This window comes from Nocardioides sp. (genome assembly GCF_044226765.1).
Lineage (GTDB): Bacteria > Actinomycetota > Actinomycetes > Propionibacteriales > Nocardioidaceae > Nocardioides.
In genome coordinates this window covers 257,535-276,811 of record NZ_JBGAGJ010000002.1, presented here as the reverse complement: position 1 = coordinate 276,811, position 19,277 = coordinate 257,535, and the positions used below count along the sequence as shown (strand labels likewise).

Annotated in this window: 20 protein-coding genes; all 20 read right to left on the bottom strand. The window is 73.3% G+C overall.

From position 1 onward, the window contains the following. Positions 1 to 24: 24 nt before the first annotated feature. Complete coding sequence (locus ACILRH_RS06145) at positions 25 to 873, bottom strand: DUF1206 domain-containing protein (RefSeq protein ID WP_395691612.1); 849 nt, start codon at positions 871 to 873, stop codon at positions 25 to 27. A 1-nt stretch (position 874) separates the two neighbouring features. Beyond that, positions 875 to 2,269, bottom strand: coding sequence for a dihydrolipoyl dehydrogenase family protein (locus ACILRH_RS06140; protein ID WP_395691610.1), 1,395 nt, complete (start codon positions 2,267 to 2,269; stop codon positions 875 to 877). Between the two features lie 48 nt (positions 2,270 to 2,317). Then, positions 2,318 to 3,295, bottom strand: coding sequence for a threonine/serine dehydratase (locus tag ACILRH_RS06135; RefSeq protein WP_395691608.1), 978 nt, complete (start codon positions 3,293 to 3,295; stop codon positions 2,318 to 2,320). Between the two features lie 32 nt (positions 3,296 to 3,327). After that, positions 3,328 to 3,735 (bottom strand): transcription antitermination factor NusB, encoded by a 408-nt coding sequence (gene nusB, locus ACILRH_RS06130; protein WP_395691607.1) that lies wholly within the window; start codon positions 3,733 to 3,735, stop codon positions 3,328 to 3,330. Between the two features lie 7 nt (positions 3,736 to 3,742). Next, positions 3,743 to 4,306 (bottom strand): elongation factor P, encoded by a 564-nt coding sequence (gene efp / locus ACILRH_RS06125; RefSeq protein ID WP_395691605.1) that lies wholly within the window; start codon positions 4,304 to 4,306, stop codon positions 3,743 to 3,745. Between the two features lie 141 nt (positions 4,307 to 4,447). After that, positions 4,448 to 5,224 (bottom strand): SIMPL domain-containing protein, encoded by a 777-nt coding sequence (locus tag ACILRH_RS06120; protein WP_395691604.1) that lies wholly within the window; start codon positions 5,222 to 5,224, stop codon positions 4,448 to 4,450. Positions 5,225 to 5,382: 158 nt separating this feature from the next. Further along, entirely contained in the window at positions 5,383 to 5,829 is a 447-nt protein-coding gene (locus ACILRH_RS06115; RefSeq protein WP_395691602.1) for a type II 3-dehydroquinate dehydratase, read from the bottom strand. Next, complete coding sequence (gene aroB / locus ACILRH_RS06110) at positions 5,826 to 6,938, bottom strand: 3-dehydroquinate synthase (protein WP_395691600.1); 1,113 nt, start codon at positions 6,936 to 6,938, stop codon at positions 5,826 to 5,828. Before aroB ends, ACILRH_RS06115 begins: the two co-directional genes overlap by 4 nt. Beyond that, complete coding sequence (locus ACILRH_RS06105; protein ID WP_395691599.1) at positions 6,935 to 7,441, bottom strand: shikimate kinase; 507 nt, start codon at positions 7,439 to 7,441, stop codon at positions 6,935 to 6,937. Before ACILRH_RS06105 ends, aroB begins: the two co-directional genes overlap by 4 nt. Continuing rightward, entirely contained in the window at positions 7,438 to 8,616 is a 1,179-nt protein-coding gene (gene aroC, locus ACILRH_RS06100; RefSeq protein WP_395691597.1) for a chorismate synthase, read from the bottom strand. The genes ACILRH_RS06105 and aroC overlap by 4 nt, the downstream gene beginning before the upstream one ends. Before the next feature lie 40 nt (positions 8,617 to 8,656). Next, the gene (locus ACILRH_RS06095; RefSeq protein WP_395691595.1) at positions 8,657 to 9,370 is read right to left on the bottom strand and encodes a prepilin peptidase; all 714 of its coding nucleotides are present in this window, start codon (positions 9,368 to 9,370) and stop codon (positions 8,657 to 8,659) included. Beyond that, the gene (locus ACILRH_RS06090; protein ID WP_395691593.1) at positions 9,367 to 10,182 is read right to left on the bottom strand and encodes a shikimate dehydrogenase; all 816 of its coding nucleotides are present in this window, start codon (positions 10,180 to 10,182) and stop codon (positions 9,367 to 9,369) included. The genes ACILRH_RS06095 and ACILRH_RS06090 overlap by 4 nt, the downstream gene beginning before the upstream one ends. Before the next feature lie 12 nt (positions 10,183 to 10,194). Continuing rightward, positions 10,195 to 11,394: an endolytic transglycosylase MltG gene (mltG, locus tag ACILRH_RS06085; RefSeq protein WP_395691592.1), complete on the bottom strand. Its 1,200-nt coding sequence runs from the start codon at positions 11,392 to 11,394 to the stop codon at positions 10,195 to 10,197. Next, the gene (ruvX, locus tag ACILRH_RS06080) at positions 11,391 to 11,849 is read right to left on the bottom strand and encodes a Holliday junction resolvase RuvX (protein ID WP_395691590.1); all 459 of its coding nucleotides are present in this window, start codon (positions 11,847 to 11,849) and stop codon (positions 11,391 to 11,393) included. Before ruvX ends, mltG begins: the two co-directional genes overlap by 4 nt. Before the next feature lie 5 nt (positions 11,850 to 11,854). Then, positions 11,855 to 14,563: an alanine--tRNA ligase gene (gene alaS, locus ACILRH_RS06075; RefSeq protein WP_395691589.1), complete on the bottom strand. Its 2,709-nt coding sequence runs from the start codon at positions 14,561 to 14,563 to the stop codon at positions 11,855 to 11,857. After that, complete coding sequence (locus ACILRH_RS06070) at positions 14,563 to 14,892, bottom strand: DUF6167 family protein (protein ID WP_395691587.1); 330 nt, start codon at positions 14,890 to 14,892, stop codon at positions 14,563 to 14,565. Before ACILRH_RS06070 ends, alaS begins: the two co-directional genes overlap by 1 nt. Beyond that, positions 14,889 to 15,392, bottom strand: coding sequence for a hypothetical protein (locus ACILRH_RS06065; protein WP_395691585.1), 504 nt, complete (start codon positions 15,390 to 15,392; stop codon positions 14,889 to 14,891). The genes ACILRH_RS06070 and ACILRH_RS06065 overlap by 4 nt, the downstream gene beginning before the upstream one ends. 140 nt (positions 15,393 to 15,532) lie before the next feature. Next, positions 15,533 to 16,900, bottom strand: coding sequence for a replication-associated recombination protein A (locus ACILRH_RS06060; RefSeq protein ID WP_395691583.1), 1,368 nt, complete (start codon positions 16,898 to 16,900; stop codon positions 15,533 to 15,535). 23 nt (positions 16,901 to 16,923) lie between these two features. Next, positions 16,924 to 18,234, bottom strand: coding sequence for an ABC transporter ATP-binding protein (locus ACILRH_RS06055; RefSeq protein WP_395691581.1), 1,311 nt, complete (start codon positions 18,232 to 18,234; stop codon positions 16,924 to 16,926). Then, entirely contained in the window at positions 18,231 to 19,277 is a 1,047-nt protein-coding gene (locus tag ACILRH_RS06050; RefSeq protein ID WP_395691579.1) for an ABC transporter ATP-binding protein, read from the bottom strand. Before ACILRH_RS06050 ends, ACILRH_RS06055 begins: the two co-directional genes overlap by 4 nt.

Here is a 19,277-nt window from a genome sequence, read left to right as displayed (position 1 = left end):
GCACCGGCGGACGGCCCGATGCGGTCACTGCGACAGGTGGCGGGCCCGGGCGAGTGTGAACAGCCCGTAGCAGGCCAGCCCGGCACCGATCAGGCCGAGCAGCACCGGACCGAACGGCTGCTGCAGGACGGTCAGCAGTGCCTCGTCGAGGCCGCCGCTCTTCTTGGCGTCGTGGGTGACCGCCGCGTAGACGAACAGCGCGCCGACCAGCCCGATGGCGATGCCCTTGGCGGTGTAGCCGGCCTTGCCGAAGGCGAGGTAGGCGCGGCCGCTCCGGCCGCTGCGGCCCTCGGCGTCCAGCTTCTCGGCGAACTTCTCGGTCCAGGCCGTCCAGACCTGGAAGCCGCCGTAGCCGATGATCGCCAGGCCGACCGCCCCGATGAGCAGCTGGCCGCCGGGCCAGCCCATCACCGTGGCGGTCCAGGTGGTCGTCGAGCTGCCGCCCTTGCCGCCGCTCCCGCTGGAGTGCGTGACGATGCCGAACCCGCTGATGGCGACCGCGGCGTACAGCACCGCCTTGAAGGCCGACATCACCCGCTTGCGGGTGCGCTTGCCGTCGTCGCGCTCGTCGCGGTGGCCGACGGCGGCCTCCAGGCCCTTCCAGACGACCAGGAAGACCATGCCGACCACGACGACCCACACGAGCACCTCCCCGAAGGGCTGCTGCAGCAGCTCGCGCATCGCACCCTGGCTCGACGGACGACCCTCGTGGTCGCCGAACGCCAGCTGGACGCACAGCCAGCCGACCAGGAGGTAGATGACCGCGTAGGCGACCAGCCCGATGCGGGCGGCCCGGTCCATCCAGGTGCTGTGGTGTGCCTGCTCGCCCGCCTGGCGGGCCTGGTCGGTGAGATTGCCTGGGCTGGTCGTCATGTCAGCTCGATTCGAGGTCTCCCAACGCCGTCTCGATGGCGCGGTGGAAGGTGGGGTAGGCGAAGATCATCGTCTTCAGGGTCTGGACCGGGACCTCCGCGTGGACCGCGACGGCCAGGAAGCCGAGGATCTCCCCGCCCGCGGGCCCCACGGCTGATGCACCCACCAGCACACCGCGGTCGGCGTCCTCGACGACCTTGATCAGTCCATGCCCACCCGCACCGTGGGTGAAACCACGCGACGACTCCTCGAGCCGGGTCAGCCCGACCCGCACCCGCAGGCCCGCGTCGCGCGCCTGCCGCTCGGTGAGGCCGACCCCGCCGATCTCGGGATCGGTGAAGGTCACGTGGGGCACCGCGTGGTACTGCGCCGGGGCGCCGTCCTGGCCGAGCACGTCGCGCAGCGCCACCGCCGACTGGTACATCGACACGTGCGTGAACGCCCCGTGGCCGGTGACGTCGCCGATCGCCCAGAGCCGCTCGCCCGCCCGGAGGTGCTCGTCGACGGCGATCGTGCGGGCGGTCGGGTCGAGCCCGACGGTCTCCAGGCCGAGGTCGTCGAGGTTGGGGACCCGCCCGGTCGCGACCAGCAGCTTGTCGGCCACCAGCTCCTCGCCGGTGTCCAGGCCGAGGGTGAAGGCGCCGTCGGCGTACGCCGCCCGCTGGAGGCCGACCCCGGTCAGGACCCGGATCCCCTCATGGGCGAACACCTCCGCCAGCAGCGCCGACGCCTCGGGCTCGTCGACCGCCGCGAGCCGGTCGGCGTGCTCGACGACCGTCACCCGCACCCCGAACCGCGAGAAGACCTGCGCGAGCTCGCAGCCGATCGGGCCGCCGCCCAGGACGACCAGCGACGCCGGCAGGTCGGTGACACGGACGGCGTCGCGGTTGGTCCAGTACGGCGTGTCCGCCAGCCCCTCGACCGGCGGGACGGCCGGCCGGGTGCCGGGGTTGACCACCACCCCGCGCCGGGCGGTGTAGGTCACCGTCTCCCCCTCGGCGGTCTCGACCGTGACCCGTCCGGGGCCGGCCAGCCGGCCGACCCCGTGGTGCACGGTCGCCCCGGCGTCCCGCAGCCGGTCGACGGCGACCGTGTCGTCCCAGCCGGCGGTCGCCTGCTCGTCGACCCGCTGCGCGACCACCGACCAGGTCGGCGCGATCGTCGCCTCGCCGGCGACCGCGCCCGCCCGACGTACCTCGGCGACGACGTCGCTGCCGCGGACCATCATCTTGGTGGGGATGCAGCCGTAATAGGGACACTCGCCCCCGACCAGGTGCTTGTCGACGGCCACCACCTCCAGCCCGGCCTTCGCCGCGCCGGTGGCGAGCGCCTCGCCGCCGGGTCCGGTGCCGATGACGACCAGGTCCACCTCGCGCGCTGTCATGTCCGCTGTCATGTCCGACAGCATGACCGACTCGCGCAACCGGGAGCCCCGCCGCGGACGTCAGGACGGCGGGTCGGTGCCCGGGGCGGGCGCGGCCAGGTCCGCGACGTCGGTGTTGGCCCCGCAGAGGACCAGGGCCACCCGCTCGCCGGGCTCGGGCCGGTAGGTCCCGCTGGTGAGGGCGGCCACCGCCGCGGCGGCGCCGTGCTCGACGACCAGGCGGTAGCGCTGCCACAGCTCGCGGCGCGCCGCGACGATGTCGGCGTCGTCGACCAGCACGCTGCGCACGCCCGTGCGCCGCACGACCTCCCACGCGATCGCACCGACCCGGCGCGCCCCGAGCGAGTCGGCGGCGACGCCTGCGACCGGCACGTCGACGGGTGCGCCCCGGGCCAGCGCCGTGTGCAGGGTCGCTGCCCCGACCGGCTCGACCCCGACGACCGACGCCCGGCCCTCCAGGGCGGCCGCGACGCCGCCGACGAGCCCACCGCCGCCGACCGCGACGACCACGGTGTCGACCGGGCCGACCGTCTCGCACTGGTCGAGGAGCTCCAGGCCCAGGGTCCCGGCCCCGGCCACGACCTCGGGCTGGTCGTAGGCGTGGCAGAAGACCGCCGTCGTGCGCTCGACGTGCGCGACCGCCGCGTCGTACGCCTCGGCGTACTCGGTGCCGACGGCGATCACCGAGGCGCCGTACGACTCGAGGCGAGCGACCTTGGTGCGCGGAGCGGTCCGCGGCACGAAGACGGTGGCCGGGACGCCGAGCCGGGCGGCGGCGTACGCGTGGGCCAGGCCGGCGTTGCCGCCCGAGGCGGCGACGACCCCGACGGCGGGATCGAGCTCGCCGCGGGCCCGCGCGGCCAGGATCCGGTTGAACGCGCCGCGGGCCTTGAAGCTGCCGGTGTGCTGGGTGGTCTCGAGCTTGAGCACGGCGACCCCGGGGAGCCGGTCGTCGCCGGGGGCCAGGTCCATCAGCGGCGTCCGGCGGACCCAGCCGCGCACCCGGTCCGCCGCCTCCCGGACGTCGTCCAGCGCCACCCGGGCCGGGTGGGGCGCGGCCGGCTCGCCGTTCAGACCAGCGACGCCTTGTTGCGCAGGACACTGCCGAGCACCCCGTTGACGAACTGCGGCGACTCGTCGGTCGAGAGCTCGGTCACCAGTGCCATCGCCTCGGAGACCGCGACCGGGCCGGGCACGTCGGTGGCGTAGAGCAACTCCCAGACGCCGAGGCGCAGCACGTTGCGGTCGACGGCCGGCATCCGCTGCAGCGTCCAGCCCTCGGCGTACGTCGTCAGCACCTCGTCGATGCGGTCGCGGTGCTCCGCGACCCCCCGCACCAGCACCGCGGTGTAGTCGTTGGTCGGGCCCTCGCCGTCCGCGATCGCCCGGTCGAGCGCCTCGACCGGCGACTCACCGCGCAGCTCGGAGGCGTAGAGGATGTCCAGCGCCCGCTTGCGGGCCTTGGAACGAGCGGCCATCAGGCGATCAGGACTTCACGCGGCCGAGGTAGGACGAGTCGCGGGTGTCGACCTTGACCTTCTCGCCCTGGTTGATGAACAGCGGGACCTGGATCTCGTGTCCGGTCTCCAGCGTGGCCGGCTTGGTGCGGCCGGTGGCGCTGTCACCGGCGAGCCCGGGCTCGGTGAAGGTGATCTGCAGCTCGACGGAGGCGGGCAGCTCGATGAAGAGCACCCGGCCCTCGTTGGTGGCGACGATGACGTCCTGGTTCTCCAGCAGGAAGTTGCGGGCGTTGCCGACGATCTCGGGGGCGACCTCGAGCTGCTCGTAGCTCTGGACGTCCATGAAGACGTAGGAGCTGCCGTCGTTGTAGAGGTACTGCATGGTGCGGCGGTCGACCGTGGCGGTCTCGACCTTGGTGCCGGCGTTGAAGGTCTTGTCGACGGTCTTGTTGGACTCGACGTTCTTCAGCTTGGTCCGCACGAAGGCCGGGCCCTTGCCGGGCTTGACGTGCTGGAACTCCACCACGGCCCAGAGCTGACCGTCGATGTTGAGGACCATGCCGTTCTTGAGGTCGTTCGTCGTTGCCATGCGCGCGTGTCAGCCTTCGTACGTCGGTGGGGTCGGTGGGCGTCCGGGCTCCGGGCGCCAGCGCGCGAGTCTATCGGGCGGCCGCCGCTGGTCCCGAATCACTGGTCCCGAATCACTGGTCCCGCACCACCCGGTCCAGGTCTACTGCAGCGCCCACTCGATCTGCACGGTCACCGAGGTCTGCTCCTTGCCGGCGCGGACCGGCAGGGCGGCGAGCGCGGCGTCCTCCGCGACCCGGCCGGCGGCCTGGGGGTAGGCCGGCGTCGGCAGTGGGCGGGCGTGCACCTCGCGGACCAGCAGCACGTCGCCGAGCGACTGACCCGCTGCCTCGGCGTACTGCTTCGCCTTGGCCGTGGCCTCGGCGACCGCCGCGTCCCGCGCCCGGGCCGTCGCGGCGTCCGGGTCGCCGACGAGCAGCCGCAGACCGGACACCCGGGCGGCGTCGCCGCCGGCCGCGACGACCGCGGCCACGGCCCGCCCGCCGCTGCGCAGGTCACGCACCAGCACGCTCGCGCGCTGGGTGACCCGGTAGCCGGTGATCGTCGGCGGGTCGTAGGGGTGGTAGTCGTAGACCGGCGTCATGGAGAGCCCGGTCGTCTGCACGTCCGACCGGGCGACGTCGTGCGCGGCCAGCGCGGCCAGGACCGTGCCCATCGAGGCGCTGGCGGCGTCCATCGCCGCGCCGAGGTCAGGCCGGGTCTGCGTCACTGCGACGGAGAAGGACATCTGGTCGGGCACGGCCGTTGCCTCGCCGGTGCCGGTCATCGTCAGCTGGCGGATCTGCGCAGCGTCGCCGGGCTCGCCCGGACCGGCCGCCTGTGCCGGCGTACCGCCGCCGTCGCCGCCGAGCAGGTAGGCCACCACCAGCGCCAGCGCGACCAGCGCGGCGAGGAGCAGGCTGCGGACGCTGAGGGTCACGTTCCCGTTCATGGGGACTCGGACGGCTCCGCCGCTCCCCCGGTTCCGTCGAGTTGAGGGTTGGCACCCGTTGAGTTGAGGGTTGGCACCCGTTGAGTTGAGGGTTGTCGCCGACCGGTGGGTCAGAACCCTCGACTCGAGTGGTCAGAACCCTCAACTCAACGGGGGTGGCGGGCGAGGGTCTCCAGGGCGAGGCGGTAGCCGTCGACGCCGTGGCCGGCGATGACCTCCACGGCGTGGGGGGTGACGACCGAGGTGTGCCGGAACTCCTCGGGCCGCTGGCTGGGGTCGGAGAGGTGGACCTCGACCAGCGGGGCCGTCAGCTGGGCGCACGCGTCGAAGACCGCCCACGAGTAGTGCGTCCAGGCGGCGGCGTTGAGCACGACCGGGTCGCCGTCGTCCGCGGCCGCGTTCAGCCAGTCGAGCAGCTCGCCCTCGTGGTTGGTCTGCCGCACCTCGACCTCCAGGCCGAGCTCGGCGCCCCAGGCCCGGCACAGCTCGACGAGCTCGGCGTGGGTCGTGTGCCCGTAGATCTCGGGCTGGCGCCGGCCGAGCCGTCCCAGGTTCGGACCGTTGAGGACCAGGACCCGGGTCGCCCCCGTCACCGCGGACCGCCGATCGCGGCGTAGGCGTCGCGCAGGTCGACCTCCGAGGGGCCGGCGAGGACGGTGGGCACCGCCAGGTCGGCCAGCACGACGAAGCGCAGCTGGGATCCCCGGGCCTTCTTGTCGATCCGCATCGCGGCGTGCAGCTGGTCGAAGCTCGCCCGGTCGTACGACGTGGGCAGCCCGACCCGCGCGAACGCCTCGTGGTGGCGCGCCACCACGTCGGGGCCCAGCGTCCCGGCCCGGGCGGCGAGCTCGGCGACGTAGACGCACCCGATCGCGACGGCCTCGCCGTGCCGGATGCGGTAGTCCTCGGTGCGCTCGATCGCGTGCGCGAGCGTGTGCCCGTAGTTGAGGACCTCCCGGCCCGGGTGGCCCTCGACGCCCCCGGTCTCGCGCAGGTCGGCGGCGACCACCTCGACCTTGACGCGCACGGCCCGCTCGACGAGCTGGCGCAGCACCGAGGAGTCGGGGGTGATCGCGGCGGCGTCGTGGCTCTCGACCAGGTCGAGGATCGCCGGGTCGGCGATGAAGCCGCACTTGAGGACCTCGCCCAGGCCCGCGACCAGCTCGGCGCGCGGCAGCGAGTCCAGCAGCGTCAGGTCGCAGACGACTCCGGCGGGCTCGTGGAACGAGCCGACCAGGTTCTTGCCGCTGCGGGTGTTGATGCCCGTCTTGCCGCCCACCGCCGCGTCCACCATCGCCAGGAGGGTGGTCGGGACGTGCACGACCTTGACGCCGCGCAGCCAGGTCGCCGCGACGAAGCCGCCCAGGTCGGTGGTCGCGCCACCGCCGAAGGTGACGATGGCGTCGGACCGGGTGAACCCGGCCTCCCCGAGGGCCTCCCAGCACGAGGCCGCGACGGCCGCCTTCTTCGCCCGCTCGCCGTCGGGCACGGGCAGCACCATCACGTCGTAGGCGGCCGCCAGCGAGTCGAGCACGGGGTTGACCAGCTCGGCGAGCTCGTCGGAGAAGACCACGGCGACGCGCTGCACGCCGACACCGAGCAGCTGCGGGAGCCGGTCGGCGAGGTCGTGACCGACCACGACGTCGTACGGCGACGCCCCCTCGACCCGCAGGACCGTCTCCCTCGCCCTCCTCGCGGTCACGATCCGTCCTTCCTCGCCAGGGCCGAGACGATCTCCTCGGCGACATCCTCCGGGGTGCGGCCGTCGGTGTCCACGACCAGCGTGGCGACCGACTCGTAGACCGGGGTGCGCTCGTCGAGCAGGGCCTTGATCCGGCCGCGTACGTTCCCGAGCAGCAGCGGGCGCGCCGAGCCGAGGCCGACCCGCTTGACGGCGTCGGAGAGGCCGACCCGCAGGAACACGACGTCGTGGCCCGCCAGCAGGTCGCGGGTGCCGGGGTCGAGCACCGCTCCCCCGCCGAGCGACAGGACGCCGTCGTGGGTGGCCAGCGCCTCGGCGACGGCCGCCCGCTCCAGCGCGCGGAAGGTCTCCTCGCCGTCGTCGACGAAGATCTCGGAGATCGTGCGTCCCTGCGCGGCCTCGACGTCCTGGTCGGTGTCGCGGACCGAGGTGCCGAGGCGCGCGGCGACCAGGCCGCCGACCGTGGTCTTGCCCGCGCCCATCGGGCCGATGAGCACGATCATCGGTAGCGCAGCGATCCGAGGTAGGCCTCGGCGTTGCGGCGGGTCTCGCCGACCGAGTCGCCGCCGAACTTCTCCAGCACGGCGTCCGCGAGGACCAGGGCCACCATCGCCTCGGCCACGATGCCCGCGGCCGGCACGGCGCACACGTCCGAGCGCTGGTGGTGGGCGACCGCCTCCTCACCGGTGGTCACGTCGACGGTGCGCAGGGCCCGCGGCACGGTGGCGATCGGCTTCATCGCCGCGCGGACGCGCAGGACCTCGCCGGTGGTCATCCCGCCCTCGGTCCCGCCGGACCGCCCGCTGGTACGCCGGAGACCGTCCTCGGTCGGCACGATCTCGTCGTGCGCGCGAGAGCCGGGGGTCGCCGCGGTCTCGAACCCGTCGCCGACCTCCACGCCCTTGATCGCCTGGATGCCCATCAGGGCGCCGGCGAGCCGCGCGTCGATGCGGCGGTCCCAGTGCACGTGGGAGCCCAGGCCCGGCGGCAGGCCGTGGACGACGACCTCGACGACGCCGCCGAGGGTGTCGCCGTCGCGGTGGGCCTGGTCGATGCGCTCGACCATGAGCGTGCTGGTGTCGGCGTCCAGGCAGCGCACCGGGTCCTCGTCGAGCCGGGCCACGTCCTCGGGCTGCGGCCACACGCCGGCAGGGGCCCGTACGCCGCCGAGCTCGATGACGTGGGAGACGACGCGGGCGCCGACGGCCTGCTCGAGGAAGTTGGAGGCGACCCGCCCGAGGGCGACGCGGGCCGCGGTCTCGCGGGCCGAGGCGCGCTCGAGCACCGGCCGGGCCTCGTCGAAGTCGTACTTCTGCATGCCGACCAGGTCGGCGTGCCCGGGGCGCGGCCGGGTCAGCGGCGCGTTGCGCGCCTGCGACGCGAGCTCTGCCGGGTCGACCGGGTCGGCGGCCATCACCGTCTCCCACTTGGGCCACTCGGTGTTGGCGACCTCGATGGCGACCGGCCCGCCCTGGGTCTCGCCGTGGCGCACGCCGCCGACGAGGGTGACCTCGTCCTGCTCGAACTTCATCCGGGCGCCACGGCCGTAGCCCAGCCGGCGCCGTGCCAGCGCGTCGGAGATGTCGTCGGTCGTGACCCGCACGTGGGCCGGGAGGCCCTCAAGGATCGCGACCAGGGAGGGGCCGTGGGACTCACCCGCGGTCAGCCAGCGCAGCATGGCGTCAGTGTTCCATGCGGCCTGCGGACCGCTCGCACCCTCACCCCCCGACGAGACGCGACCAGACGGGCTCGCCGACGACGACCCCCGCCAGCGCCCCGGCGAGCAGGAACGGCCCGAACGGGTAGGCCACCCGCAGGACCGTCCGGTCGCGCCGGAGGAGCGCCACGACCAGCCCGGGCAGGGCGAAGGCGAGGAACGCGCCGTAGACACCCACCAGCAGCTCGGGCCAGCCCAGGTAGCCCAGCGCCAGGCCGAGGACGGCCGACAGCCGGACGTCGCCGAACCCCATCCCCGGCGGGTGGATCCACCACAGGGCGTAGAAGACGGCGAAGACGAGCGCGGCGCCGGCCCACCCGCGCAGCAACGCGTCCGCGTCGCCGGCCAGCCAGGCGGTGGCGGCGGTGAGCACCGCGACCATCGCGAAGGTCGGCCAGACCACCGCCGTCGGCAGCAGCCGGGTGCGCAGGTCGACGACCGCGAGCGCCACCCCCAGCGGCACCAGGGGCAGCAGGTAGAGCAGCGGCCAGGCGAGGCCGACGCCGGCGCCGACCAGCGCCCCGGCGGTCGCGCTCGTCACCCCCGCCACGACCGGCAGCCGGGGCTCGGCCGCGACAGCGGCGTACGACGGCACGGAGTCGTCCTTGCCACCGGATGCGTGCTCGGGGATCCGGCGGACCAGGGCCGGCACGAGCAGCCCGGCCGCGCCGCAGGCGACCGCGCCCAGCGCGACCGCGGCCGGGTCGACGCTCACCCGGTCGCCCGCCGCCGCGCGAGCTCGCTCTCGCCGGCCGCGCGCATCGCCGCCAGCGGCGCAACGGCGCCGGTGAACAGCTCGAACTGGAGCACCGCCTGGTGGACGAGCAGGTCCAGGCCGCCGACCAGGACCCGGTCGGACCCGACCGAGGCGGCCAGCGGCGTCGGCCACGGCTCGTAGCGCACCTCGAAGACCACCGGAACGTCCGCGCACCGGGCGACCAGCCGCTCGTCCTGGGCGGCGGCCGGGACGGTGGAGACCACGACCTCCCCCACGACCTCGGCGTCCAGGGGCAGCACCTCGACCCGCGGGCGGGAGGGGTGGGCGGCGATCGCGGCGACGGTGTCCGCGGCCCGCTCGGGGGCGCGCGCCAGCAGCCGCACCGACGTCGCGCCCAGGTCGCAGAGCGCGAGGCCCGTCGACGCGGCGGTCGCCCCACCCCCGAGCACCGTCCCGGCGCGCACCGGACCGTCGTACCGCTCCCGCACCGCCGCGACCGCGCCCGGCAGGTCGGTGTTGTCGGCGAGCACCGCCGAGCCGCCCTCGAGCAGCAGCGTGTTGGCGGCCCCGGTGAGCCGAGCCCGGTCGGACACGGTGGGCGCCAGCGCGAGGGCCCGACGCTTGAGCGGCATGGTCAGCGACAGCCCGCGCCACTCGGCCCCGAGCCCGGCCACCACCTCGGCGAGGGCGTCCTCGCCGACGCGGAGGGCGTCATAGGTCCAGTCCAGGCCGAGCGCGGCGTAGCCGGCCCGGTGCAGGACGGGCGAGAGCGAGTGGGCGATCGGGTCGCCCAGGACGGCGCAGCGCATCGGACGGTCGGGTCAGCAGCGGTCGGACTGCGTCTCGCAGTACTGCTTCAGCTCGTCCTTGAACGTCAGGAACTCGTCGTAGGAGTCGGTGAACTTCGTCTCGCCCGTGCGCAGGTTCGTCGTGACGTAGAAGAACCACGGCCCGTCCGCCGGGTGAGCGGCCGCCTGGATGGCCTCGTCGCCCGGCGCCTCGATCGGGGTCGGGGGCAGACCCTTCTGCTTGTAGGTGTTGTACGGCGAGTCCGCCACCGAGTCGATCTCGTCCTGGGTCAGCACGGCCACGGTCGGACGGTCGAGGGCGTAGTTGACCGTCGCGTCCACCTGCAGGAACCCCGCGCTCGGGTTGGGGTCGATCTCGAGCCGGTTGTAGATGACCCGGGCGATCTTCGGCATGTCGTCGCCGCGGCCCTCCGCCTGCACCAGGCTGGCGACGGTCATCAGCTCCTGCGGCGTGTAGCCCAGGTCGGCCGCGGCCTGCTCGAGGTCCGCGTCCTCCGCGGCCTGCCGCCAGCGGTCGACCATGTCGGTGAGCATCGATGCCGGCGTCGCGTCCGGCCCGAAGTCGTAGGTGGCCGGGAACAGGTAGCCCTCGGGGTTGCCGCCGGCGTACTCCGGCAGCCCGAGCTGCTGCGGCTTCTTCAGCACCTTCTCGAAGTCCGCCTGGGAGTACTTCGTCTTCGCGGCGAGGATCTTCACGATGTCCACGACCCGCAGGCCCTCGGGCACGGTGACGGTGTCCTTGACCATGTTCGACGGGTCCACCAGGACGTCGACGACGTCGGAGGCCTTCATCTGCTTCTTCAGCGGGAAGTAGCCGGCCTGGATGCTCGACGACTCCGGGTTGGCGTTGGCGGCGTCGATGAACGCGTCGACCGAGGCCACCACGCCCGCGGCCTTCAGGTTGCGGCCGATCTCGGTGGCGGTGTCGCCCGAGTGCACCTGGAAGGTGACCTTGCCCTGGCCGGGCCCGTCGTAGTCGGCCGCGGAGGAGAACTGGTCGCCGATCTTGCCGATCCCCCAGGTCACGGCGAAGTAGAAGCCGCCGACGATCACGGCGAGCGCGACGAGCGCGGCCAGGCACCCCGGCACGCTGCGGCGCTTGCGGCCGCGACGGCGCCCAGGCTCGTACGCCGGATCCGGCTCGGTCCCGTAGGCGGACTCGTCGGTGTCGTCGGGGCCGAGCACCGGGTGGTCGTACTCGCCCTGGGTCATGTGGTCTCCTCCACGATCTCGCCCGGTGGGTTCCCCGTGGTGCGCTCTGCGTCCAGCGCGTGCTGGAGGATGAGGACGGCCGCTGCCTGGTCGACGACGGCCCGCCGCTTGGCCCCCGAGCGGCCCCGGTCGCGCAGCATAGCCTCCGCCGACACCGTGGTCATGCGCTCGTCGACCAGCCGCACCGGCACCGGCGCGACCCGGCGGGCCAGGGCGGCGGCGAACTCGCGCGCCTTGGCGGCGGCCGGCCCCTCGCGGCCCGAGAGGGAGCGCGGGAGGCCGACGACCAGCTCGACCGCCTCCTCCTCGACCGCGATCGCCGCGATCCGAGCCAGGTCACCCCGGCCCCGGCGCACCGTCTCGACCGGGGTCGCGAGGAAGCCGGTCGGGTCGCTCCGGGCGACGCCGATCCGGGCGTCGCCGGGGTCGATGCCCAGCCGTACGCCGGGACGCAAGCCGCTCAGGCCCCCACTCGGCCGACCTCGGCGGTGACCAGGGCGAGCGCCTCGTCGATCCGGCTGGCGTCGGTGCCGCCGCCCTGGGCGACGTCGTCCTTGCCCCCGCCCTTGCCGCCCACGAGCGGCCCGACGGCGCGGACCAGCTCGTTCGCGCTCAGGCCCCGGGCCCGCGCCTCGTCGTTCAGCGCGGCCACGACCGAGACCTTGCCGTCGGCCGCGCCGATCACCACCGCGACACCGGGCTCGCCCTGGGGCAGCCGGCCGCGCACGTCGAGCGCGAGGGTGCGGACGTCGCCGCCCCCGGCGCCGTCCGCACGGTGCGCCACCAGGTTGACCGGGCCCACCTTGGTCGCACCGGCCGCCAGCTCACCGGCCGCGGCGAGCAGCTGCTGCACCCGGACCTTCTCGATCTCCTTCTCGGCGGCGCGCAGCTTCTCGAGGATGTCGCCCACCCGCTCGGGCAGCTGCTCCGGCCGCACCTTGAGGGTGTCGGAGAGCTGGTTGACCAGCACGTGCTCACGCGCCAGGAAGCGGTACGCGTCGCTGCCGACCAGCGCCTCGACCCGGCGGACGCCGGACCCGATCGACGACTCACCGAGCAGCTTGATCACGCCGAGCTTGCCCGAGCTGCCCGCGTGGGTGCCACCGCACAGCTCGCGAGCCCAGTCGCCCACCGAGACGACCCGCACGCGGTCGCCGTACTTCTCGCCGAACAGCGCCATCGCGCCCGACGCCACCGCCTCGCGCTGGCTCATCACCTCGGCATGGACGGCGAGGTCGTCGAGGACGACGTCGTTGACGCGCGCCTCGACGTCGGCCATCACCGACGCCGGGACCGCCCCGGTCGCGGAGAAGTCGAAGCGGAACCGTCCCGGCGCGTTCTCCGAGCCCGCCTGCGTGGCGGTCTCGCCGAGGGCCTCGCGGAACGCCTTGTGCACCATGTGGGTCGCGGTGTGCGCACGCGAGATCGAACGGCGTCGTTCGAGGTCGACCGACGCGTGCGCGCCCAGACCGGGCGTGACCTCGCCGTCGAGCACCGTCGCCTGGTGGACGATCAGCCCCGACACCGGCGACTGCACGTCGTGGACCTGCAGGCGGGCGCCGTTCTCGAGCTCGATGACGCCCTCGTCCGCGAGCTGGCCACCGCCCTCGGCGTAGAACGGGGTCCGGTCCAGCACGAGCTCCACCTCGTCACCGGGCCCGGCCGACGGCACGACTCCCCCGGCCGCGACGAGGCCGCGGACCGTGCCCTCGTCGGCGGTCACCTCGTAGCCGGTGAACTCGACCGGGCGGCCCAGGGAGTCCGCGACCTGCCGGTAGGCCGACGCGTCGCGGTGCTGGCCCTTCTTCGCCCGGGCGTCGTCCTTCGCGCGCTGGCGCTGCTCGCCCATCAGCCGGCGGAAGCCCGCCTCGTCCACGACCAGACCCTGCTCGGCGGCCATCTCCAGGGTCAGGTCGATCGGGAACCCGTAGGTGTCGTGCAGCGCGAACGCCTTGTCGCCCGACAGCGTGGTGCCACCGGTGCGCTTCACCTCCGACGTCGCCTGGTCGAAGATGGTCGTGCCGGCCCGCAGGGTCTGCCGGAACGCGTGCTCCTCGGCGTAGGCGACGGTCGAGATGCGCTCCCAGTCGGTGACCAGCGAGGTATAGGTCTCGCCCATCTTGTCGCGGCTGATCGGCATCAGCTCGGGCAGCGCCGGGTCGTCGTACCCCAGCAGCCGCATCGACCGCACCGCGCGGCGCAGCAGGCGGCGCAGCACGTAGCCGCGGCCCTCGTTGCCGGGCGTGACGCCGTCCCCGATCAGCATCATCGAGCTGCGCACGTGGTCGGCGACCACGCGGAAGCGCACGTCGTCCTCGTGGCCCTGCGCGCCGCCGGCACCGTAGCGGCGGCCGGTGAGCGCCTCGGCGCGCTGGATGACCGGGAACATCACGTCGATCTCGTACATGTTCTCGACGCCCTGGAGCAGGAACGCCACCCGCTCCAGGCCCATGCCGGTGTCGATGTTCTTCTTCGGCAGCGAGCCGGCGATGTCGAAGTCGGCCTTGGACCGCACCGCGGACAGCTCGTCCTGCATGAAGACCAGGTTCCAGATCTCCAGGAGCCGGTCCTCGAGCTCGACCGGCATGTCGGGGCCGAGGCTCGCGGGGTCGAAGTCCGGACCGTACGCCTGGCCGCGGTCGTAGAGGATCTCCGAGCACGGTCCACCCGGACCGGGCACGCCCATGGACCAGTAGTTCTCCTTCTTGCCCAGCCGCAGGATCCGCTCGTCGGGCAGCCCGGTGACCTTCTTCCAGAGCGCGACCGCCTCCGGGTCCTCGTCGTACACGCTGGGCCAGAGCCGGCTCTCCTCCAGGCCCCAGCCGCCGTCGACGACCGGCTTGGTGACCAGCTCCCACGCGTACTGGATCGCGCCTTCCTTGAAGTAGTCGCCGAAGGAGAAGTTGCCGCACATCTCGAAGAACGTCCCGTGCCGGGTGGTCTTGCCGACGTCCTCGATGTCGGGGGTGCGCACGCACTTCTGCACGCTCGTCGCCCGCAGGTACGGCGGGGCCTCCTGACCCAGGAAGTAGGGCTTGAAGGGCACCATGCCGGCGTTGACGAACAGCAGGTTCGGGTCGTCGAGGAGCAGCGAGGCCGAGGGCACCGCCGTGTGGCCGTGCGACTCGAAGTGAGCCACGAACCGGCGGCGGATCTCCGCGGTGTCCATCAGATGCTGCCTTCCTCGTCCTGGGTGGTGTCCTGGGTGGTGTCCTGCGTGGTGTCCTGCGTGGTGTCGGCGGGGCCGACGGCACGGTGCCGGCCGCCGGTCAGCTCCGGTGTCCCATGAGGCACGAGCCCGAGCCTCTCGCGCAACTCCGATTCCTTCTCGGCGCGCCCGGCGGCCACCTCGTCGCGGAACATCCGGGCGCCGACCTCGAGGGCGCCGAGCCGGTCCTTGAGCCCGTCGGCGGTGAGCGCCTCCGCCGCGCGCCGGCCGCGGACCATCACGTAGACGGCGGTCCCGGCCCCGGCGACGAACCAGAGCCCGCGCTTCATGCGGCCGAGCCCTCCTCGTCGAGGCCGGCCCGCTGGCGGGCCTCCCACTCGCGGACCGCCTGCCGCGTGTCGACGCGGCGCTGCTTGCGGGCCCGCCGGACCTCGCGCCTCATCTCGAAGCGGATCCGGTTGCGGGTCTCGGGGTCCAGCGCCCGGCGTACGCCGTGGGCGAGCGACGCCGTCTTGACCACCGTCTCGCGCAGCACGATGTCGGTGAACAGGGCCCCGCCGATCTGCGGCGTCGGCGCGGCCTCCTCGGGCTCACGACCGAGGTCGGTGATGAGGAACTCGGGGTCGCCGGCCTCCGCGGCGCGCCGCTCCTCCGAGCGGCCCACGCGACGCTCGAGCTCGTCGAGCTGGGCCTGCAGGGCGGCCGTCTCTGCACGGGCCGCCTCGACCTCCCGCCGGGTGCGCGACCGCGAGCGCGCGGCGGCCACGACCAGCACCAGCACGGCCACCGGGAGCGCGGTGACGAGCACGGGCACGGTCCAGTCCTGCATGGTCCCCGACCCTATCGCGGGCCCCGATGCGGGGGCGCCGCCGCCGGGGGTCGTCGTGGGAGCGCAATTGCGCGCTGACGACTACCTACCCGCCGGTAGCGGGTACCTGGGCGTTCAGTTGCGCGGAGACCCCGCCCGGCTCACCCGCCCCGGATGATCCGGCGCACCCGCTCCCAGCGCTCCTTGATCGCGGCCTCCGCCCCGAGCGTGGTGGGCTGGTAGTACTCCCGGTCCAGCACCACGTCGGGGGCGTACTGCTGCTCGGCGATGCCGAACGGCTCGTCGTGGCTGTAGGTGTAGCTGGTGCCGTGGCCGACCTTCTTCGCCCCGGCGTAGTGGGCGTCGCGCAGGTGCGGCGGGACCTGGCCGATCCGGCCGGCCCGGACGTCGGTGAGCGCGGCGCCGATCGCCGTGGTGACCGCGTTCGACTTCGGGGCGACGGCCAGCGCGATGGTGGCGTGGGCGAGCGTGAGCTGGGCCTCCGGCATCCCGATCAGCTGCACGGTCTGCGCGGCCGCGACCGCCGTCGTGAGGGCCGTCGGGTCGGCCAGCCCGACGTCCTCCGACGCCAGGATCATCAGCCGCCGCGCGATGAAGCGGGGGTCCTCCCCCGCCTCGATCATCCGGGCCAGGTAGTGCAGGGCGGCGTCGGCGTCGGAGCCACGGACGGACTTGATGAACGCGCTCACGACGTCGTAGTGCTGGTCGCCCTGGCGGTCGTAGCGCACGGCGGCCCGGTCGACGGCGGTCTCGGCGGTGGCGAGGTCGACGACGTCCAGGCCCTGTGCCGTCGCCGCTCCCGCGGCCGCCTCCAGGTAGGTCAGCCCCCGGCGCGCGTCGCCGCCGGCGAGGCGGACCAGGTGCTCGAGCGCCTCCTCGTCGACGGTGACGGCGCCCCCGAGGCCGCGCTCGTCGACCAGCGCCTGGTCGAGCACCGCGCGCACGTCGTCGTCGGAGAGGGACTCCAGGCGCAGCAGCAGGCTGCGCGACAGCAGCGGCGAGATCACGCTGAAGAACGGGTTCTCGGTCGTCGCCGCGATCAGGGTGACCCACCGGTTCTCGACCCCGGGCAGCAGCGCGTCCTGCTGGGCCTTGCTGAAGCGGTGCACCTCGTCGACGAACAGCACCGTCTCCCGACCGCTGCCGACCAGCTCGGCGCGGGCCGCGTCGATGGCGGCACGCACCTCCTTCACCCCGGCCGACACCGCCGACACCTCGACGAAGCGACGGTCGGTCTGGCCGCTGACGATCGACGCGATCGTCGTCTTCCCGGTCCCCGGTGGCCCCCAGAGCAGCAGCGACATCGGCTGGTCACCCTCGACCAGCCGACGCAGCGGCGACCCCGGCGACCGGAGCTGCTCCTGCCCGGCGAGCTCGTCGAGCGTCCGCGGCCGCATCCGCACGGCCAGGGGTGCGGACGCATGCGTGTTGGCGGTCAACGAACCGCCCCCGGTCCGCGCCCGACCAGCCGGGCCCGGACCGGGGGCGTCGAAGAGTCCTTCGTCCACGCCCACAGCGTAGGAGCAGCCCCCTACGCGCTCGCCATCGTCTTGCGCTCGAGGTCGAACCAGGTGTCGGCGAACCCGGGCTCGTTGCCGACGGACTCGCTGGGCGTCGCGCCGGGGTTCGGCGTCCCGCTGTCGTCGACGCCGAGCAGCGATGCGGTCACCGGACGGTCCGGGTGGCGACCCAGCTCACCGGCGAAGTGGCAGGCGACCTTGTGCCGCTTGCCGATCTGCAGCAGCGGCGGCTCCACCCGGGCGCAGATCTCCTGGGCCAACGGGCACCGCGTGCGGAACCGGCAGCCCGACGGCGGGTTGATCGGGCTGGGGACGTCGCCCTCCAGGCGGATCCGCTCGCGCCGACCGCCGATGGCGGCCTGCTTGACGTCGGGCACCGCGGACAGCAGCGCCTGGGTGTAGGGGTGGTTGGGCCGGTTGTAGAGCGTCTCCCGGTCGCCGATCTCGACGATCTTGCCGAGGTACATCACCGCGACCTCGGGGCAGAAGTGCCGCACCACGGCCAGGTCGTGCGCGACGAACAAGAAGGCGATCCCGAACTCCTTCTGCACGTCCTTGAGCAGGTTGATGACCTGGGCCTGGATCGACACGTCCAGCGCCGAGACCGGCTCGTCGGCGACCAGCACCTTCGGCTGCAGGGTCAGCGCCCGGGCGATGCCGATGCGTTGGCGCTGACCGCCGGAGAACTCGTGCGGGTAGCGGTTGTAGTGCTCGGGGTTGAGACCCACGATCTCGAGCAGCTCCTGGACCCGGGGCAGCACCTTGTCCTTGGGCACGACGCCGTGGATGAGCAGCGGGGCGCCCACGATCGCGCCCACCGTGTGCCGCGGGTTCAGCGAGGTGTAGGGGTCCTGGAAGATCATCTGGATCTCGCGCCGCAGGCCCTTGAGCCCCCGCGCGGAGGTCTTGGAGATGTCGTGGCCGTCGAACATGATCGAGCCGCCGGTCGGCTGGTAGAGCCGGGTGATCAGGCGACCCGTGGTCGACTTGCCGCACCCGGACTCGCCGACCAGCCCGAGCGAGCCACCGGCGGGGAGCTGGAACGATATCCCGTCCACGGCCTGCACATGGCCGACGGTCCGTCGGATGATCCCGGCCGACTTCACCGGGAAGTACATCCGCAGGTCGCGGACCTCCAGGATCGGCTTGCCGTCCTCCGGCGCGTCCAGGGCCGGACTGGCGTGCTCCGGCTCGACGTAGGTCGCCGCGTCGTCGGTCGGGAACTCGTTCGCGAGGTCCAGCTGGTCACCGGTCGCGCCGGTGAAGCGGGGTGCTCCCACCTCGTTGGGGTCGCCGAAGCCGACGGGGTTGTGGTCGCTCATCGCTCCTCCACCAGGTCCGGCGCGATCTCCGGCAGGACCTCTCTCATGAACACGGCATCGGGGTCCTTGATGTGGCACCGGCTCAGGTGCCCCTCCCGATGGGCCCCCGGCAGCAGCTCGGGCAGCACGGTGCTGCACAGGTCGCCGTCGACCTTGTCCTGGTACTGGCAGCGGGGGTGGAACGGGCAGCCGGTGGGCGGGCTCAGCAGGCTCGGCGGGTTGCCCGGGATCGGGATCAGTGCGGCGTTGATGTCGGCCGACACGTCCGGCACGCTGGAGAGCAGCCCCCACGTGTAGGGCATCTCCGGGCGCGTCAGGATCTCCTTGGTGGTGCCGTACTCGACCGCGCGGCCGGCGTACATCACCAGGACGTCGTCGGCCATCTCCGCCACGACGCCGAGGTCATGGGTGATGATGATGACCGCGGACTGGAACTCGCGCTGCAGGTCGCCGAGCAGGTCCAGGATCTGCGCCTGGACGGTCACGTCGAGGGCCGTCGTCGGCTCGTCGGCGATCAGCAGGCTGGGGTTGTTGATCAGCCCCATCGCGATCATCGCGCGCTGACGCATGCCACCGGAGAACTGGTGCGGGTAGTCGTCGACCCGGCGGTCGGGCTGCGGGATGCCGACCCGGTCGAGCATCTCGACCGCACGCGCCTTGGCGACCTTCTTGCTCACGTCGTGGTGGACCCGGTAGGCCTCACCGATCTGGTTGCCGACGGTGTAGTAGGGGTGCATCGCCGAGAGGGGGTCCTGGAAGATCATGGAGACCTCCTTGCCCCGGCGGCGGCGCATCTCCTCGTCGCTGACCTTGAGCAGGTCGACGCCGTCGAGCAGGATCTCGCCGCTGACGATCGCGTTGGTGCGTCGGTGCAGCCCGAGGATCGCCGAGCTCGACACCGACTTGCCGGAGCCGGACTCACCCACGATGCCGAGGGTCTTGCCCTTCTCCAGGTCGAAGGAGAGCCCGTCGGTCGCCTTCACGACGCCGTCGGCCGTCGGGAAGTGGACCTTCAGGTCGCGGACGGACAGGAAGCTGGACAA

Bases quoted from the DNA above. Each gene is read 5' to 3' on its own strand.
- nusB (WP_395691607.1), bottom strand. From the start codon at position 3,735: ATGGCCGCTCGTTCCAAGGCCCGCAAGCGGGCGCTGGACATCCTCTAC.
- ACILRH_RS06105 (WP_395691599.1), bottom strand. From the start codon at position 7,441: ATGATCGTGCTCATCGGCCCGATGGGCGCGGGCAAGACCACGGTCGGC.
- ACILRH_RS06145 (WP_395691612.1), bottom strand. From the start codon at position 873: ATGACGACCAGCCCAGGCAATCTCACCGACCAGGCCCGCCAGGCGGGC.
- ACILRH_RS06090 (WP_395691593.1), bottom strand. From the start codon at position 10,182: ATGCGCTGCGCCGTCCTGGGCGACCCGATCGCCCACTCGCTCTCGCCC.
- ACILRH_RS06140 (WP_395691610.1), bottom strand. From the start codon at position 2,269: ATGACAGCGGACATGACAGCGCGCGAGGTGGACCTGGTCGTCATCGGC.
- alaS (WP_395691589.1), bottom strand. From the start codon at position 14,563: ATGGACACCGCGGAGATCCGCCGCCGGTTCGTGGCTCACTTCGAGTCG.
- ACILRH_RS06070 (WP_395691587.1), bottom strand. From the start codon at position 14,892: ATGAAGCGCGGGCTCTGGTTCGTCGCCGGGGCCGGGACCGCCGTCTAC.
- aroC (WP_395691597.1), bottom strand. From the start codon at position 8,616: ATGCTGCGCTGGCTGACCGCGGGTGAGTCCCACGGCCCCTCCCTGGTC.
- ACILRH_RS06055 (WP_395691581.1), bottom strand. From the start codon at position 18,234: ATGAGCGACCACAACCCCGTCGGCTTCGGCGACCCCAACGAGGTGGGA.
- mltG (WP_395691592.1), bottom strand. From the start codon at position 11,394: ATGACCCAGGGCGAGTACGACCACCCGGTGCTCGGCCCCGACGACACC.
- ACILRH_RS06065 (WP_395691585.1), bottom strand. From the start codon at position 15,392: ATGCAGGACTGGACCGTGCCCGTGCTCGTCACCGCGCTCCCGGTGGCC.
- efp (WP_395691605.1), bottom strand. From the start codon at position 4,306: ATGGCAACGACGAACGACCTCAAGAACGGCATGGTCCTCAACATCGAC.